Origin of the sequence: Nocardioides sp. N13(2025) (assembly GCF_051912545.1) — a bacterium.
In the GTDB taxonomy this organism is placed as follows: Bacteria; Actinomycetota; Actinomycetes; order Propionibacteriales; family Nocardioidaceae; genus Nocardioides.
In genome coordinates this window covers 1,262,099-1,278,112 of sequence record NZ_CP196809.1, presented here as the reverse complement: position 1 = coordinate 1,278,112, position 16,014 = coordinate 1,262,099, and the positions used below count along the sequence as shown (strand labels likewise).

The 16,014-nt window shown below is 71.8% G+C and carries 18 protein-coding genes; 11 read left to right on the top strand and 7 right to left on the bottom strand.

What is annotated here, in order from left to right; genetic code table 11:
• Nucleotides 1-5 precede the first annotated feature (5 nt).
• Together ACS3YM_RS06130 and ACS3YM_RS06125 are read right to left on the bottom strand one after the other, a co-directional pair.
• The gene (locus ACS3YM_RS06130; RefSeq protein ID WP_439939189.1) at nt 6-1,586 is read right to left on the bottom strand and encodes a 4-hydroxyphenylacetate 3-hydroxylase family protein; all 1,581 of its coding nucleotides are present in this window, start codon (nt 1,584-1,586) and stop codon (nt 6-8) included.
• Between the two features lie 57 nt (nt 1,587-1,643).
• On the bottom strand, nt 1,644-2,210 hold the full coding sequence (locus ACS3YM_RS06125; RefSeq protein ID WP_439939188.1) for a flavin reductase family protein: 567 nt from the start codon (nt 2,208-2,210) through the stop codon (nt 1,644-1,646).
• A 152-nt stretch (nt 2,211-2,362) separates the two neighbouring features.
• On the opposite strand from ACS3YM_RS06125, the gene ACS3YM_RS06120 reads away from it, so the two are divergent.
• Nucleotides 2,363-3,178: an IclR family transcriptional regulator domain-containing protein gene (locus ACS3YM_RS06120; RefSeq protein ID WP_439939187.1), complete on the top strand. Its 816-nt coding sequence runs from the start codon at nt 2,363-2,365 to the stop codon at nt 3,176-3,178.
• Nucleotides 3,179-3,184: 6 nt separating this feature from the next.
• On the opposite strand, the gene ACS3YM_RS06115 is transcribed toward ACS3YM_RS06120, so the two are convergent.
• On the bottom strand, nt 3,185-4,066 hold the full coding sequence (locus tag ACS3YM_RS06115; RefSeq protein ID WP_439939186.1) for a LysR substrate-binding domain-containing protein: 882 nt from the start codon (nt 4,064-4,066) through the stop codon (nt 3,185-3,187).
• Nucleotides 4,067-4,144: 78 nt separating this feature from the next.
• Entirely contained in the window at nt 4,145-4,672 is a 528-nt protein-coding gene (locus tag ACS3YM_RS06110) for a hypothetical protein (protein WP_439939185.1), read from the bottom strand.
• Between the two features lie 166 nt (nt 4,673-4,838).
• Between ACS3YM_RS06110 and ACS3YM_RS06105 the strand changes: the two genes are divergently transcribed.
• From ACS3YM_RS06105 to ACS3YM_RS06095, 3 genes are all read left to right on the top strand, one after another.
• Nucleotides 4,839-5,480 (top strand): hypothetical protein, encoded by a 642-nt coding sequence (locus ACS3YM_RS06105; RefSeq protein WP_439939184.1) that lies wholly within the window; start codon nt 4,839-4,841, stop codon nt 5,478-5,480.
• A 95-nt stretch (nt 5,481-5,575) separates the two neighbouring features.
• Nucleotides 5,576-6,082, top strand: coding sequence for a peptide-methionine (S)-S-oxide reductase MsrA (locus tag ACS3YM_RS06100; RefSeq protein WP_439939183.1), 507 nt, complete (start codon nt 5,576-5,578; stop codon nt 6,080-6,082).
• A 99-nt stretch (nt 6,083-6,181) separates the two neighbouring features.
• Nucleotides 6,182-7,447, top strand: coding sequence for a DUF222 domain-containing protein (locus tag ACS3YM_RS06095; RefSeq protein WP_439939182.1), 1,266 nt, complete (start codon nt 6,182-6,184; stop codon nt 7,445-7,447).
• A 3-nt stretch (nt 7,448-7,450) separates the two neighbouring features.
• Here the strand turns inward: ACS3YM_RS06095 and ACS3YM_RS06090 are convergent, their stop codons facing one another.
• Both ACS3YM_RS06090 and ACS3YM_RS06085 read right to left on the bottom strand, forming a co-directional pair.
• A complete protein-coding gene (locus ACS3YM_RS06090; RefSeq protein ID WP_439939181.1) occupies nt 7,451-7,672 on the bottom strand; it encodes a hypothetical protein in 222 nt (73 codons plus the stop codon).
• A complete protein-coding gene (locus ACS3YM_RS06085) occupies nt 7,669-8,247 on the bottom strand; it encodes an N-acetyltransferase family protein (RefSeq protein WP_439939180.1) in 579 nt (192 codons plus the stop codon). The genes ACS3YM_RS06090 and ACS3YM_RS06085 overlap by 4 nt, the downstream gene beginning before the upstream one ends.
• A gap of 144 nt (nt 8,248-8,391) precedes the next feature.
• Here ACS3YM_RS06085 and ACS3YM_RS06080 point away from each other — a divergent pair, with 144 nt between their 5' ends.
• The 6 genes from ACS3YM_RS06080 to ACS3YM_RS06055 all read left to right on the top strand — a co-directional run bounded on the left by ACS3YM_RS06080 (nt 8,392) and on the right by ACS3YM_RS06055 (nt 13,784).
• Complete coding sequence (locus tag ACS3YM_RS06080; protein WP_439939179.1) at nt 8,392-9,606, top strand: acetyl-CoA C-acetyltransferase; 1,215 nt, start codon at nt 8,392-8,394, stop codon at nt 9,604-9,606.
• Nucleotides 9,606-10,379 (top strand): 3-oxoadipate enol-lactonase, encoded by a 774-nt coding sequence (pcaD, locus tag ACS3YM_RS06075; RefSeq protein ID WP_439939178.1) that lies wholly within the window; start codon nt 9,606-9,608, stop codon nt 10,377-10,379. Before ACS3YM_RS06080 ends, pcaD begins: the two co-directional genes overlap by 1 nt.
• The gene (locus ACS3YM_RS06070) at nt 10,376-11,167 is read left to right on the top strand and encodes a CoA transferase subunit A (RefSeq protein WP_439939177.1); all 792 of its coding nucleotides are present in this window, start codon (nt 10,376-10,378) and stop codon (nt 11,165-11,167) included. The genes pcaD and ACS3YM_RS06070 overlap by 4 nt, the downstream gene beginning before the upstream one ends.
• Nucleotides 11,164-11,805 (top strand): CoA transferase subunit B, encoded by a 642-nt coding sequence (locus ACS3YM_RS06065; RefSeq protein ID WP_439939176.1) that lies wholly within the window; start codon nt 11,164-11,166, stop codon nt 11,803-11,805. Before ACS3YM_RS06070 ends, ACS3YM_RS06065 begins: the two co-directional genes overlap by 4 nt.
• 1 nt (nt 11,806) lies before the next feature.
• Entirely contained in the window at nt 11,807-12,343 is a 537-nt protein-coding gene (locus ACS3YM_RS06060; RefSeq protein WP_439939175.1) for a nuclear transport factor 2 family protein, read from the top strand.
• 94 nt (nt 12,344-12,437) lie between these two features.
• Nucleotides 12,438-13,784 (top strand): MFS transporter, encoded by a 1,347-nt coding sequence (locus tag ACS3YM_RS06055; RefSeq protein WP_439939174.1) that lies wholly within the window; start codon nt 12,438-12,440, stop codon nt 13,782-13,784.
• 16 nt (nt 13,785-13,800) lie between these two features.
• Here the strand turns inward: ACS3YM_RS06055 and ACS3YM_RS06050 are convergent, their stop codons facing one another.
• Complete coding sequence (locus tag ACS3YM_RS06050) at nt 13,801-14,400, bottom strand: DUF6529 family protein (protein WP_439939173.1); 600 nt, start codon at nt 14,398-14,400, stop codon at nt 13,801-13,803.
• Nucleotides 14,401-14,479: 79 nt separating this feature from the next.
• Here ACS3YM_RS06050 and ACS3YM_RS06045 point away from each other — a divergent pair, with 79 nt between their 5' ends.
• Nucleotides 14,480-16,012, top strand: a complete 1,533-nt coding sequence (locus ACS3YM_RS06045; RefSeq protein ID WP_439939172.1) for a CYTH and CHAD domain-containing protein — start codon at nt 14,480-14,482, stop codon at nt 16,010-16,012.
• Nucleotides 16,013-16,014: the final 2 nt, after the last annotated feature.

Sequence of the window (16,014 nt, the reverse complement as noted above, 5' to 3'; positions counted from 1 at the left end):
CTTCATCACTTCCTGTTGATGATCGTGCTGACGTCGGTGGGGTTGATCAGGTCGGGCACGGTCCAGCCGTCGAGGTCGTACTCACCGAGGAACGAGTCGGCGAAACCGGTCATCCTGGCAGTCTCGCCCTGCGCCTCCGCGGCGAACAGGATCTCGGCCTTCACGTTCTCGTGGTTGCCCGAGTAGTTGCGCTCGTAGAGCTCGTGGCGGCCACCGAACTCGGTGCCGACGGCGTCCCAGAGGGCCTTCATGACCTTGGTGCGGTCGACGGCGTCGTAGCCGTTGGAGCCACGGACGTACTTGTCGAGGTAGGGCCGGACCTCGGGGGTCTTGAAGTCCACGGCGTTGGAGTTGAGGTAGATCAGGCCGGACGCGACGTCCTGCTGGATGATCTCCTTCACACGGGGGTACATCTCGATCATCAGCTGGCGGTAGACCATGCCGTAGTCGAGCTTGGGCAGCGCCATGCCGCCGGGGCCCTGGTCGGGGTTGGCCGCCATCGCGTCGGCCAGCGCCCGGAAGGTGTTGCGGTAGCCGATGACCTCGCCGACGCGGGTCTGGACCCCGCGGAAGTCCTTGGTGCCGGTGGCCTCGAGCGCCTTGAGCAGCAGGCCGGCGATGAACTCCAGCTTCGTGGCCAGGCGGATGCACCCGTGGTAGGTGAAGCGGTGGAAGAAGCCGGTCTGCATGGCGAAGCCGTTGATCTTGTCGGTGTCGCCGTAGACGAAGATGTTCTCCCACGGCACCAGCACCTTGTCGAAGACGAAGATGGTGTCGTTCTCGTCCATCCGGCTCGACAGGGGATAGTCGAACGGGCTGCCGAGGGTGTCGGCCTGCATGCCGTAGGACGGGCGGCAGATGAGCTTCACGCCGGGGGCGTCCATCGGCACCGTGCAGACGAGCGCGTACTCCTTCTTCTTGATCGGGAGCCCGTAGTGCGCGATGAAGTTGTAGTTGGTGATCGCGGAGCCGGTCGCGACGACCTTGGCGCCCGAGACGACCACACCGGCGTCGGTCTCCTTCTCGACCTTCATGAAGACGTCGCCGACCTCGTCCGGCGGCAGGTTGCGGTCGACCGGCGGGTTGATGATCGCGTGGTTCCAGTAGAGGACCTTCTCCTGGCTCTCCTTGTACCAGCGCTTCGCGTTCTCCTCGTAGGGGGCGTAGAACTCGGGGTAGCCGCCCAGCGTGCCGAGGAAGCTGCCCTTGTAGTCGGGGCTGCGGCCCATCCAGCCCCAGGTCTTGCGGGCCCAGGTCTCGATCGCCTTCTTGTCGGCCTGCAGGTCCTCGGCGCTGGTCGGCGTCTTGAAGAAGGGGTGCGTCCAGCCGCCGTTGCCGGTGTCGGTCGGCACCCAGACGTCCTTCTTCAGCTGCTCGTCGTGGAGCGAGTCGTAGAGGCGTGCGGTCATCCGGATCGGGTTGCGGAAGGCCGGGTGCTCGGTGACGTCCTTGACGCGCTCGCCGTAGATCCAGATCTCGCGGTCGTCCTTGAGGCTGTCGATGTACTCCTGGCCGTCCATGGGCCGGGTCGCGGTGGCACCTTCGGGCGCCGGTTGGACCTCGGGACGATCTTCGATCTGTGTCATGTCGATCTCCTTGCGTGGATGGGGACGTGGGTCGGGGGTGGGGTGAGGGGGTGCGGTTCAGGCGTGCGCGGCGTCAGCCAGGGGTCGGAAGCTGGTGGGGTCGAACCAGCCGGTGGTGGGGCAGTCGATGGAGCCGCCCCAGTGGATGCCGGGTGCGGCGTCGTGGTGGGGGCTGAGGTAGCGGAACTTCCCGCCGTGGAAGAGCAGCGGGTGCCGGTCGGTGACCTCGACCGCCTCGACCTCGCCGATGACGATGAGGTGGTCACCGCCGTCGTAGGTCCGCCACGGCCGGCACGAGATGGTCGTGGCGGCGCCGGCGAGCAGCGGGGCGGTCGGTCCGTCCACCCACGCCGGTGCCTGCTCGGCAGGGCGGCCGGCGAAGTGCCAGGCCACGTCGAGCTGGTCGTGGGCGAGCACGTTGACGGCGAACGGCTGGCCCTCGAGGAGCTGGCACGCCTTGGAGGTGCGCCCCAGCGTGACCTGCGCGAGCGGCGGGTCGAGCGAGACGGCGGTGAACGCGTTCACCGTGGCGCCGTGCGCCTGCCCCTCGTCGTTCTCGCAGGTCACGACGGTGACACCGGTGGCGAATCCGCCGAAGGCGTTGCGGAGCTCTCGCGGGTCCATCACTACCTCCTGTACGCTGTGCGTACGATCTGTACGACTGGCGTACTTCGACTGTGTCGGCCGTCACAGCTCGCGTCAACGGGTGGGACCACCCGCATTCGTACGCATGCGATATCGACTGAGACATCCGAGCGGCAGGGGGGGCGAGGACGGTGGACGAGGTCTCCGAGCGCGACATCATCCAGAGCATCGAGCGGGGCTTCGCGGTGCTGCTGGCCTTCGACGCCGAGCTCCCCGAGCCCACGCTCGCCGACCTCGCGACGGCCACCGGGCTCTCCCGTCCGGCCGTGCGCCGGATCCTGCTGACACTGCAGAAGCTGGGGTACGTCGCCGGCCGGGGCAGCCGATGGGCCCTCACCCCACAGGTGCTCACCATCGGCCAGCACTACGCCGCCAGCCACGGCGTGGTCGAGATCGCCCAGCCGCACCTCGTGCGGGTCACCGAGCGGACCGGCGAGTCCGCCTCGCTCGCCCAGCTCTCCGGCACCGACACGGTCTACGTCGCCCGGGTCAACGTGCGCCGCGTGCTGGGCCTCAACGTCGACGTCGGGACCCGCCTGGCCACGCACGCGACGTCGTCGGGGCAGGTCCTGGTCGCCTGGAGCGACGCCGACGTCGTGGACGCCGTGGTCGCCGCGGGGCTGCCGCGGCTCACCCCGCGGACGATCACCGACCCGATCGCCTTCCGCGACCGGTTGCACGAGATCCGCTCCCAGGGCTACGCGGTCGTGGACAGCGAGCTGGAGGACGGTTTCCTCACGGCCGCTGCCCCGGTGCTGGACTCCCGAGGGCGCGCGATGGCTGCCCTCGCCTACTCGACCTCCGTGGCCCGGCACAGCCGCGACGAGGTCGAGCGCGAGGTGGTGCCGGTCCTGCTCGAGGTCGCGGCCGACATCCGTCGTGCGCTGGAGGAGGTGCCGGACCAGGTGCGCTGGCTGCGGCTCAGTGACCGCAGCAGCTTCTCCTAGGCCCCGTCACCGGGCGAGGGCCGCGAGCTTCCCCAGCGCCCGTGCCAGCACCGGGTTGGCGTCGCCCTCGCGCGTCGCGACGACGAGGTCGACGCCGGGGGTGCCGACGAGGGGCACGTAGACCACGCCGGGCACGTTGAGGGCGGAGGTGGGCTCGGGCACGACCGCGACCCCGAGTCCCGCGGCCACGAACGTCACCAGCGTCGAGGTCTCCGCCACCTCGTGCACGACCTCCAGCTCGAGGTCCGCGGCCTCGAAGAGCTCGTGGACCAGTGAGTTCATCACGGAGCGGCCGCTGCCGGCGTGGACGACCAGGCCCTCTCCCGCCAGCTCGGCGACCCGCAGCCGCTTGCGGTCGGCGTACCGGTGCTCCTGCGGCAGCGCGACGATGAGGCGCTCGTGGCGCACCTCGTGGAGGGTGAGCCCGGAGGTGTCCGGCAGCCGCCGCAGCAGGGCGAGGTCCAGGGACCCGTCGTGCAGCGCCGCGGCCTGGTCGGGCGACAGCATCTCCCCGCGGAAGCCGAACTCGACGTCGGGCAGCTCGCTGCGCAGCGCCTTCGCCAGGGCGGGCAGCAGGGAGTACGTCGCCGACCCCACGCACCCGATCGTCAACCGTCCGGTGCGCCCCGCCGCGACCCGGTGGGCCACCTCACCGGCCTCGTCGACCGCGGCGAGGATCGCGCGGGCGTGGTCGAGGTACGCCGCTCCGGCCGGCGTCAGGTCGACGCGTCGGGTGGTGCGGGTGAGCAGGGTGACGCCGAGCTCCGCCTCGAGCTGGCGGATCTGCTGGGACAGCGGCGGCTGGGCCATGTGCAGCCGCTCGGCCGCGCGACCGAAGTGGCGCTGCTCGGCGACCGCGACGAAGTACCTGAGGTGGCGCAGCTCCATCCACTCATACTCGCAGGGTTTCAGTCTGCCGAGGACGGATACCTCCGTGTATCACCGGGCTCACGTCGGTCCCTGCGGCTACCTCTTGACCCATGGGCCGAACGTGCGCCGCTCCGGTGCCCAGTCCACGTCGCCGGTGATCTCGTCGTCGAACCGCACCGCCACCCGGACCCTGCTCGGGTCGCCGAGACAGCTCCTCGGGATGCGCACCGCCACGGGTGCGTCGCTGAAGATGTCGGCGCGGGCCCGCAGGCCCGGGCACTGCACGAACCGGGACGGAGTCCGGTCGAAGGGCCGGACGAGCCCGAGCTGGCCCTCGAAGCCGGAGTTCGCCCGGAAGGAGACGTGGTAGGTGGACCGGGGACCACGCCCGGTGCTGACCCAGAACGTGTAGACCTGTCCGGCCGCCAGCGGGACGACCGAACGGACCCGCACGGTGACCGCGTCCCGGTGGACGACGCGCACCCGCGAGATGTCCACCGACGTCGAGTCCCCGACCGGGTCGTCGTAAGCCGTCGTGTCCGCGGACGCCGGTCCGGCCGGCATCGCCAGGACCACGCCGACCGTCCCCACCGCCATGGCACGTGCCCACCTCGTTGTCACCATCGAGAACCCCTCCCCCTTCGCTGTCCACCCATCGTCGAGCGTCGCGGGGCTGACAGCAAGGTCATCCGTACGGGTGAGAAGTCGCGGTCGGACCAAACCGTCTCGCCGACCGTCCCGAACCCTGTGACGCGGGCCGCACCCAGCGCCCGTCACTAGGAGGATTCGCATGAGGAAGCCCAGAATGATCACCGGCGGCGTGGCCGCTCTCAGCGCCGTTGCAGCACTCGGCCTCGGTGTCGCCGCACAGGGCGCGCCCCAGGCGCCGGAGTCGCGTGCTGACTCCGATGTCTCCGGACGGCTGCTGCCCCTCAACAGCTCGGGCGCCAGCGGGAAGGCCTCGGTGTCGTTCACCTCGCGGCGCGCCGGGGTCGTCCACGTCAAGGCCGACGGTCTCGCGCCGAACCTGCCCCACGCCCAGCACATCCACTTCGGGCGCACCGCCCGCAACGAGTGCCCCACGGCGTTCGACGCCGGGCACGACCACCAGCTGACCACCACCGACGGCGCGGACGCCTACGGCCCGGTCCGCACGTCGCTGACCACGTCGGGCGACACATCGCCCGACAGCGTGCTCGCGGTCGACCGCTACCCGGTGGCACCGGAGGGGCGCGTGCGCTACGAGCGCAAGATCACCTTCTCGTCGAAGGCCCTCGCGACGGCGATCCGCAACGGCAAGGGTGTCGTCGTGATCCACGGTGTCGACTACAACGGCAACGGTGCCTACGACTTCTCCTCCGGCAAGAGCGACCTCGACAAGTCGCTCCCGGCCGAGGCCACCGACCCCGCCGTCTGCGGCGTCCTGCGCTGACGGCTCGAACACCGAGGCCGGTCCGTCCAGGGGGCGGACCGGCCTCGCTGTCCTCGGCGTAGTGTGAGGAGGTCTCGCTCGCACGAGGAATGACGATGGACGACAACCTGGAGACGGCCTACCTCGCGGGAGGCTGCACGTGGATCATGCAACCGCTGCTGGGTCGGCCGGACGGCGTCGTCTCGACCCGGACAGGGTTCATGGGTGGCGACAAGGCTGACCCCAACGATCGGGACTGCGGTAGCCACGCGGAGGTGACGCAGGTCGTCTTCGACGCGGATCGGCTCTCGTTCCGCGGGCTGCTGGAAGTGTTCTTCCAGGTTCACCGCCCCGACCTCGACGCCGGCGTGGTCGGCTCGCAGTACCGCTCCGAGATCTTCTGCACCACGAGCGAGCAGCGCACCGTGGCGGAGGAGATGATCCGCGACGTCGACGCATCGGGCCACTGGCCGGGCAGGACAGTGACGAGGGTCAGCGAGGTGGCGAAGTTCTGGCCAGCCCCTCTCGAGGCACAGCACTACCTGGCGCGATTCCCGGAAGGCTGCACCCCGCCGTTTCCACCGCGGTCAGCCGCAGTGGAGAGCGCACCGGCGTCGAGCTGAACAGCCGCCTGCCGTCCACAGGTCGGTCTGGACGCCGCTTCTCCACAGGTGTTCGGGGTGTGAGGTGCACGTGTCGGTGATCCGCTGGAGGGTGGAGGCATGTCAGCCCTCCAGTACTCCGAACAGCACCGGGTCACCGCCCTGGCGCGGCGGTTGCGTGAGGAGCTGACGGCTGTCGCGGGTGCTCCGTTGTGGTCGATGTCCGCAGCCGAGGCGGGTGACGCGTTGGTGCTGCTGACCGAGGCCCGGAGCCAGCTCGACGCCTTGCTCATGGAGGTCCTGCGCCACGCCGAGACCGTCGGCACCGGCAGCGGGTCCGGTGCCACGAGCGCGACGAACTGGTGGTCGCACCAGACTCGTACGACGCGTGCGGAGGCGCACCGATTCTCGCGGCTGGCCGCCGCGCTGGAGGACCACGAGCCGGTCGCCACGGCGCTGGCTGCCGGGGAGGTGCGCACCGACCAGGCGCGTGTCGTCGTGGATGCGGTCGACGCCCTGCCCGGTGACGTCGCCGCCTGGGTGCCGGCGGCGGCCGAGTCCTTCTTGCTCGAGCAGGCGCGTGAGCACGACGCGAAGGCGCTGCGGGTGCTGGGTCGTCGGGTGCTGGAGGTCATCGACCCCGCTGCCGCGGACCGCGAGGAGGCCCGACGTCTCGAGGCGGAGGAGGCCGACGCCCGGGCCGCGGCGTCGTTCACCATGGTCGACGACGGCCATGGTCGCTCCCACGGCCGGTTCACCATCTCGACCCTGCACGCCGCGATGCTGCGCAAGCACCTGATGGCCACGGCCCTCGGGTCGCTCGGGCCCTGCAGCACCGCGGACGGCACCGCTGAGCCCTCTCCTGCGGAGCCGAAGCTCTCGCGGCACCGGATGGGGCTCGCGTTCATCGACTACATCGAGACCCGCCCCGAGGACACCGTCCCCTCCGCGGGCGGCGTACCGGCCACGGTCGTGGTCACCATGGAGCTCGAGACCCTGCTCGGCGGCCTCAAGGCCGCCTCGCTCGACACCGGCGACAAGATCAGCGCCGGCGAAGCCCGCCGGCTCGCGTGCCGGGCCGGGATCATCCCGATCGTCCTCGGCGCAGGATCAGCAGTCCTCGACGTCGGCCGCAGACGCCGCTTCCACACCCAGCCCCAGCGCATCGCCATGGGCATCCGCGACGGCGGCTGCCGAGCCGCCGGCTGCGACGCACCACCCGCCATGTGCCAGGCGCACCACAAGGTCGAGTGGTCACGCGGCGGCGGCACCAGCGTCGACGGCGGCGAGCTCTACTGCCCCCCACACCACCACCTCGTCCACGACCCCGCCTACCAACACACCCTCGACAAGCACGGCAAGGTCCGCTTCAGCCGACGGACGTAGACGTCAGGGTCGGCAGAGCTCGGCTTCCAGGGCGGCCGCACGGGACACGAGCTCACCACGCCGCTCCTCGATCTTCTGCCTGTCCGAACGGGTCATGCGGCGGAGCTGCACCTCCACCACGGCCCAGGCCTGTGCCTCCGTGAAGCCGTAGCGGCGCTCGAGTGCGTGACGGGCGGCGTCCGGGTCCGAGGAGCCGAGCAGGACGTCGAGGTCCCGGCCCGTCACGGGCCGGAGCCTGTCACGGGACGTGAGCCTGTCACCAGGTCGGCGAGGTCCGGCCAGACGTAGACGGTCTCGGGAAGCGGGAAGCCGTCCTCGTCGAACGTCCGCTGCCTGACCTCCCGACCCCCCATCGCCTCGTAGAAGGCCCGCGCCGGGTGGTTGGCGGTCAGGACGCCGATGTGGAGACGCGAGAACCCCAGGGTCATCAGCTCCGCTGCCGCACGGGCGAGCATCAGCCTCCCGATGCCGTGGCCCTGGTCGTCAGGCAGCACGTAGAGGGCGTTCACCTGCGCGGTCGCACCGGAGTCGTCGTCCTCGTCCTCGGTCGCCAGCAGCAGTCCCACGGCGTTGTCGCGATGCGCCTCGGCGACCAGCAGGACGGTCCGCGGGTGCTCGCCTCCGGCCTGCTCGGACAGCAACCGGGCCCAGGCCGAGGCCGACACCTCCGGCGTCCACTCCTCGACGCGCTTCTGCCATGCCGCGTCGGGCACTTGGTCGCGGTGTGCCGACAGCCAGGCCCCGACCATCACGCGTCCCAGCGCCGGCGCATCACGGAGCTCCGCGGCACGGACCCTCAACGTCCACCACCCCTCGATCGCCGGTGACCTCAGGATGCCCGCCCGTGCTGCACCGTGAGGCAAAAACTGTTTAGGACGCGCGAGGTCTCAGTGACCGTCAAATGGATACTTCACTGTATCGAACGTCACGACTACCTTCGGTCCATGCCCGACATCGTCATCTGTGAGCCCGTACGCACCCCGGTGGGTCGTTACGGAGGCGCTTTCGCCTCCCTGTCCGCCGTCGACCTCGCGTCGACCACACTGAAGGAGCTCGTACGCCGGACCGGCCTGCAGGAGGGCGACGTCGACGACGTCATCCTGGGCAACTGCTACCCCAGCGGCGAGAACCCGGCCATCGGCCGCATCGCCGCGCTCGACGCCGGCCTCGGCACGGGCGTCCCCGGCCTCCAGCTCGACCGCCGGTGCGGCTCGGGCCTGCAGGCCGTGCTCTACGCCGCCTCGCAGATCGCCAGCGGCGCCGGCACGGTCATCGTGGCCGGTGGCGCGGAGTCGATGTCCAACGTCGAGCACTACGCCCTCGGCCTGCGCACCGGCGTCCGCAGCGGCTCGGTCGAGCTGATGGACCGCCTGGTCCGCGCCCGCGAGACCGCCGGCGGCAAGGACCACCCCGTCCCCGGCGGGATGCTGGAGACGGCCGAGAACCTCCGCGAGCAGTACGACATCTCCCGCGAGGAGCAGGACGAGTTCTCGGTCCGCTCCCAGCAGCGGGCCGGCGCCGCCCACGAGGCCGGCAAGTTCGCCGACGAGCTCGTGCCGGTCACCGTCCCGGGCCGCCGAGGCAAGCCCGATGTGGTCGTCGACCGCGACGAGCACCCCCGCCCCGAGACCACCCTCGAGCAGCTGGCCGCCCTGAGGCCCGTCCGCGAGAAGATCGACCCCGCCTCCACCGTCACCGCCGGCAACGCCAGCGGGCAGAACGACGGTGCTGCCATGTGCGTGGTCACCACCCGCGAGGAGGCCGAGCGCCGCGGCCTGCGCCCGCTGCTCGCCCTGAAGTCGTGGGCCGTCGCCGGCGTCGGCCCCGAGGTGATGGGCATCGGTCCGGTCCCCTCCACTGCTGCCGCCCTCGAGCGGGCCGGCCTCACCCTCGACGAGATCGACGTGATCGAGCTCAACGAGGCGTTCGCCGCCCAGGTGCTCGCCTGCCTGCGCGAGTGGAAGGTCGACCCGACCGACGAGCGGCTCAACCCCAACGGCTCCGGCATCTCCCTGGGCCACCCGGTCGGCGCCACCGGCGCCCGCATCCTGGCCACGATGGCCCACGAGATGCAGCGCCGCGAGGCCCGCTACGGCCTGGAGACGATGTGCATCGGCGGCGGCCAGGGCCTCGCCGCGATCTTCGAGCGGGTGTCCTGATGGGCGCCGTCGAGGTCCACCACGTCGTCACCGGCCCGGAGGACGCGCCCGTCGTCGTCCTCTCCAACTCGATGGGCGCCGACCTGCGGATGTGGGACGGCGTGGTCGACGCCCTCTCCGAGCACTTCCGGGTGGTCCGCTACGACACCCGCGGCCACGGCCAGTCGCCCTCTGCACCGGGCCCGTACTCGATGGACGACCTGGCCGACGACGTCGTCGCCCTGCTCGACACCCTCGGGGTCGAGCAGGCGCACGTGGTCGGCCTGTCGCTGGGCGGGATGATGGGCATCCGCCTCGCCGCCCGCGACCCCGAGCGGGTCGACCGCCTGGTGCTGCTGTGCACCGGCGCCTTCCTCGAGGCCGGCCCCGGCTACACCGAGCGCGCCGCCCAGGTGCGCGCCCAGGGCACCGGGTCGGTGGCCGAGGGGGTGGTGAGCCGCTGGTTCACCCCGGCCCATCTGGAGCAGCACCCGGACGTCCGGGCGTTCCACGAGGCGATGTGCGCGGCCACGTCCGCGGAGGGGTACGCCGGATCCTGCGAGGCCATCGCCGCGATGGACCTGCGTCCGGACCTGCCGCAGGTCAAGGCCCCCACCCTGGCGATCGCCGGGGCGGACGACCCGGCGACGCCGCCGTCCTACCTGCGCGAGATCGCCGACGGCGTGCCCGACGGCCGGCTCGTCGTCGTACCCGACGCGGCGCACCTCGCGGCCGCCCAGCAACCGGAGGCCGTGGCCGCCGCCATCCTCGAGCACCTCGGAGTGACGTCATGACCACGGGAAAGAAGATCGACAAGGTCGTCTCCAGTGCCGAGGACGCCGTCGCCGACATCGCGGCGGGCTCGAGCCTGGCCGTCGGCGGCTTCGGCCTCGTCGGCATCCCGTGGACGCTGATCAGCGCCCTGCTCGACCAGGGCGCCGACGACCTGACCGTCGTGTCCAACAACTGCGGCGTCGACGGGGCGGGCCTCGGCCTGCTCCTCGAGGCGCGACGCATCACCCGCGTCATCGCGTCGTACGTCGGTGAGAACAAGGAGTTCGGCCGGCAGTACCTCGCCGGCGAGCTCACCGTCGAGCTCACCCCGCAGGGCACCCTCGCGGAGCGGCTGCGCGCCGGCGGTGCCGGCATCGGGGCGTTCTTCACCCCGACCGGTGTCGGGACGATGGTCTCCGAGGGCGGGCTGCCCTGGCGGTACCACCCCGACGGCACCGTGGCCCTGGCCTCGGAGCCCAAGGAGGTGCGCACCTTCCACGGCAAGGAGATGGTGCTCGAGGAGTCGATCGTCACCGACGTCGCGCTCGTGCGGGCGGCCAAGGTCGACCGCGCCGGCAACTGCGTCTTCCACGCCTCGGCCCGCAACTTCAACATCCCGGCCGCCATGGCCGGGCGCCTGACGATCGTCGAGGCCGAGGAGGTCGTCGAGATCGGCGACATCGAGCCCGACGACGTGCACCTGCCCGGCGTCTTCGTCCAGCGCATCGTGGAGCTCACGCCCGCCCAGGCCCACGAGAAGGACATCGAGAAGCTCACCACCCGACCCCGTGAGGAGGCTCTGGCATGAGCTGGACCCGTGACGAGATGGCCGCGCGTGCGGCGCTGGAGCTGCGCGACGGCGAGTACGTCAACCTCGGCATCGGCCTGCCCACGATGATCCCGGCCCACCTGCCGGCCGACTCGACGGTCACCCTGCACGCCGAGAACGGCATCCTCGGTGTCGGCCCCTACCCCTACGAGGACGAGGTCGACCCCGACCTCATCAACGCCGGCAAGCAGACCGTCACCGTGCTGCCGGGTGCGTCGTTCTTCGACTCCTCCCTGAGCTTCGCGATGATCCGCGGCAGCCACATCGACACGGCCGTCCTCGGCGGGATGCAGGTCTCGATCGCGGGCGACCTCGCCAACTGGATGGTGCCCGGCTCGATGGTCAAGGGCATGGGCGGCGCGATGGACCTGGTCAGCGGCGCCCGCCGCGTCATCGTGCTGATGGAGCACGTGTCGCGCAGCGGCAGCCACAAGCTCGTCGCCGAGTGCGACCTCCCCCTCACCGGCCGCGGTGTCGTCTCGCGGGTGATCACCGACCTGGGCGTCCTCGACGTCGCGGGCGACGGCTTCGAGCTCGTCGAGCTCGCCCCGGGCGTCACGGTCGAGGAGATCACCGAGAAGACCGGCGCACCCGTCCGGGTCCCCGTCGGGGTCTGACGTGACCACCACGGGGAGCGAGGACCTCGCCGCGCGCGTGCGCCGCCTGGAGGACCTGCACGAGATCGGGCAGCTCCGCGCGCACTACTGCCAGGCCCTCGACGACGGCCGCTGGGACGACCTGGTCGACCTGTTCACCCCCGACGGCGCCTTCGTCGGGCTCGCCACCGCGCGCGGCCACGTCGAGCTGCGCACGTTCTTCGCCGACCTCCAGGACGGGCCGCTGTCCGCCTGGTGGCACTTCTCGTCCAACGAGACCATCGACCTCGTGGGCTCACCCGCCCACGCTGCGACCGGAGCGACGTGGCTGGACCAGCCCTGCGTCGTCGACGGTCGCGCGCACATCGCCGCCGGCCGCTACGAGGACCAGATGGTCCGCGGCGACGACGGCAGGTGGCGCTTCACCGAGCGTCGCGTGACGTTCTTCTACTGGGTCCCCGGCGACGAGGACTGGGCCCCCGGCCGCTACGGGTGGGCTCCCGCCCGCGCCGCTGCCGACGCACGCACCCTCGAGCGGCTCGCCGCCACACCTGGCTGACCCAGCGGCCGACCCGCACGCACCTCCACCCGGCACGACCTCCGTGCCCGGTGCTCCCTCGCGCGTCCGCGCACGACCCCATCCGGAGACCTCCATGACGCACACCCTGTCCACCCCGGCCTCACCGCCGACTCCTGCCGGCGAGCCGGCCGCCGACCGGCGTACCCTCGCCCGGGTCTGCACCGCCGTGCTCCTCGGCTCGGCCCTGGAGTGGTACGACTACTTCCTCTACGGCGCCGCCGCGGCACTGGTGTTCGGCCAGGTGTTCTTCCCCAGCGCCTCCGACTCGACCTCGCTGCTCCTGTCGCTGGCGACCTTCGGCGTGGGCTTCGTCGCCCGGCCCATCGGCGCCATGGTGTTCGGCCACATCGGCGACAAGCACGGCCGCCGGCCCGCGCTCATCGCGACCCTCATGCTGATGGGCCTCTCGACGACCGCGATGGCCCTCATCCCGTCGCACGCCATGATCGGCATGGCCGCCCCGGTCCTGCTCGTCGTGCTGCGCCTGCTGCAGGGCATGGGCTCGGGCGCGGAGTACAGCGGCGCCTCGGTGTACGCCGTCGAGTACGCGCCGACCGGACGCCGCGGCCTCTTCGGCTCGTTCTCCGCAGCCGGGGTCTACCTCGGCCTGGTGCTGTCCTCGGGCGCGCTGCTGCTGACGACCTCGCTGACCTCCGACGCCCAGTTCGCCTCCTGGGGCTGGCGCCTGCCGTTCCTCGCGAGCCTGCTGCTGATCTTCCTGGGTCTCTGGATCCGGCTGCGCCTCGAGGAGACGCCCGCGTTCGAGGAGGTCGTCGAGGACGTCGAGCCCGCCGGGGCGCCGCTGCTCACCCTGGTCCGCACCCAGTGGCGCAGCATGCTGCTGGTGATGGGCCTGGTCGCCGCCCCGCTGTCGTTCAGCCACCTCTACCAGGTCTTCGCGCTCTCCTACATGGCCGAGGCCGGCTACGACCGGGTGACCGGCACGACCGGCCTGCTCGTCGCCGGGCTGGTCGTGATGATCACCGCTCCCCTGGCCGGCATCGCCTCCGACCGCTTCGGCCGGCGTCCCGTGCTCATGGTGGGCGCGCTCTACGCCATCGCGTTCGCCTTCCCGTTCTTCATGCTCGTCGACAGCGGCCGCCCCGTGCTGGCGATGCTCGCCCTCGCACTGGCCCAGGGCGGCAGCGTCGGCATCATGTTCGGCGTCCAGGGCGTCGTGCTGTCCGAGCTGTTCAGCACCGCCAGCCGCTACAGCGGCGCCGCCGTCAGCCGCGAGTTCGCGGCGATCATCTTCGGCGGGTTCGCGCCGCTGATCGCGGTGAGCCTCGCCGCCTCGGCCAACGGTGCCTCGTGGCCCGTCGGGATGTACGTCGTCGTGCTCGCCCTCATCACCTTCGTGTCGGCCTTCCTCGCGCCGGAGACCTACCGCGGCAGCCTGACGGACTCCCGCGAGGGTTGAGCGTCGGGCCCGGGGCTCAGTAGCCGCTGCGGCTCGGCCAGCCCCGGGCACCGACGTACCACGCCGCCGAGGTCAGCACCACGACCACGAGCAGCGTGAAGAGCAGGCCGCCGGCCAGCGGCAGGAACCAGCCCGGCGCGCGTCGGCTGCGCACGGCCACCACCTTCACCACCACGGCGCCGAAGACCGCGCAGCCGAGCACGCCGTGCACCACGGCGCGGAGTGGCACCTCCTCCCCGCTCTCGAGCCGCCCGCTCTCCAGGCCGAGGGCCCACAGGCAGCTGTAGCCGACGAAGACGGCGAGCAGGAGGGCCAGCGCGCCGGTGAGCCGGTGCACGGTACCCACCCAGGCCGGCGCCCGGCTCCCGAGCAGGCCGTAGATCCAGAGCGCTCCCACGAGCTGGAGCACCGTCAGGACGCCGACCACGATCGACACGACGACCTTCATCTCGATCACCGTGCGGAAGCCCAAATCGGTGGTCCCGGCCAGGGTCGGCTCGTGCAGCCGACCGACCACGCCGAGCAGCACGGCCACGACCGCGCCGGCGGCAAAGGCGGTCAGCGGGACGGTCATGCTCCTCGGTGCTGCGCCCGCTGAGGGGGACGAGGCCGTCATGGGCTCAGGATGCGCCGATCCGCCGGGATCTGGAAGGTCCGCGGGTTCCGGTGACGCTGCTCCCGGCGGACAATGAGGCATGACAGCCGAACGCTGGGACGAGGTCGAGCGCACCTTCGCCACGAGCGAGGCCACCGCGCTCCCGACGCTGACCGACGTCCCGGGCGTCGTCCGGGTGGGTCAGCCTGTCGAGCTCGATCTCGACGCCACCTACTTCGACACCGCCGACCTCGCCCTCGCCCGCCAAGGCATCACGTTGCGGCGTCGCACGGGAGGCGAGGACGATGGCTGGCACCTGAAGGTGCCCAGCGGGCAGGACACCAGGACCGAGCTGCGCCAGCCGCTGGGCACGGCTGCCCGGGACGTGCCCGAGCCCCTGCTCGAGCCGGTGCGGGCCCTCGTGCGGGACCGGGACGTGGTGCCCGTGGCACGCGTCAGCAACCGACGGCGCGAGCAGGTGCTCTGCGGTGAGGACGACGTGGTGCTGGCCCGGCTGTGCGACGACCACGTGTCGGCCGAGCGCCTGCGCGAGCCCGGCGCCACCTCTTCGTGGCGCGAGTGGGAGGTCGAGCTCGTCGACGGGGACGTCGCCCTGCTCGACCTCGTCGAGGGCCGGCTGTGCGAGGCGGGGGCGACACCCGCGCCGGGGTCCTCCAAGCTGGCGCGGACCCTCGGGGATGCGCTCCCACCTCCGGAGCGCGGGCCCACCGAGGACGAGCTCCGGCGGGCCACCGTCGGCGAGGCCCTGCACCACCGCGTCGCCGAGCAGCTCGCGGCCCTCGTCGAGCAGGACCGCCGCGTGCGCACCGGGGACCCGGCGTCCGTCCACAAGATGCGCATCGCGGCGAGGCGGTTGCGCTCGGCGATGAGGACCTTCGGCCCGGTGCTCGACAAGGAGGCCGTCGACCCCGTGGTCGAGGACCTCCGCTGGCTGGGGCAGGTCCTCAGCAGGGCGCGGGACGCCCAGGTGCTCCGCGAGCGCCTGCTCGCACTGGTGGCCGGGCAACCTGCGGAGCTGGCCCTCGGTCCGGTGGCCACGACGATCGACGACGACCTGCGGGCCGCTGAGGCGCGAGGACGGGAGGACGCGCTGCGCGCCCTGGCGGACGCTCGGTACTTCCACCTCCTCGAGTCCCTCGAGGGCCTCGTCCGGTGCCCGCGGCTCGCACCGGGCGCGGACGAGCCGGCGCGGGACGAGCTGCCGCGCCTGCTGAAGCGGGACGCCAAGAAGCTCCGACGGGCGGTCGCCGACGTGCGCGCGGCCACGACCGACGACGAGCGGGACGCGGCGCTGCACGAGGCCCGGAAGAAGGCCAAGCGACTGCGTTACGCCGCCGAGTCGGCGGCGCCCGTGCTCGGGTCGCGTGCGGCCGAGCTCGGCGAGCGGGCGTCGACGGTGCAGGACCTGCTCGGGGAGCACCAGGACTCGGTGATGTCGCGGCGCGTGCTGCGCGACCACGGCGCACGGGCGCACCTGGAGGGCCGCAACGGCTTCACCTTCGGACGCCTCCACGCGCTGGAGGAGGCACGCGGCGCGGCCAACGTACGGGACTTCGAGACCGCTTGGGAGCAGCTGCCGACCCGACGGCTGCGCCGGTGGCTGAGGACCTAGCC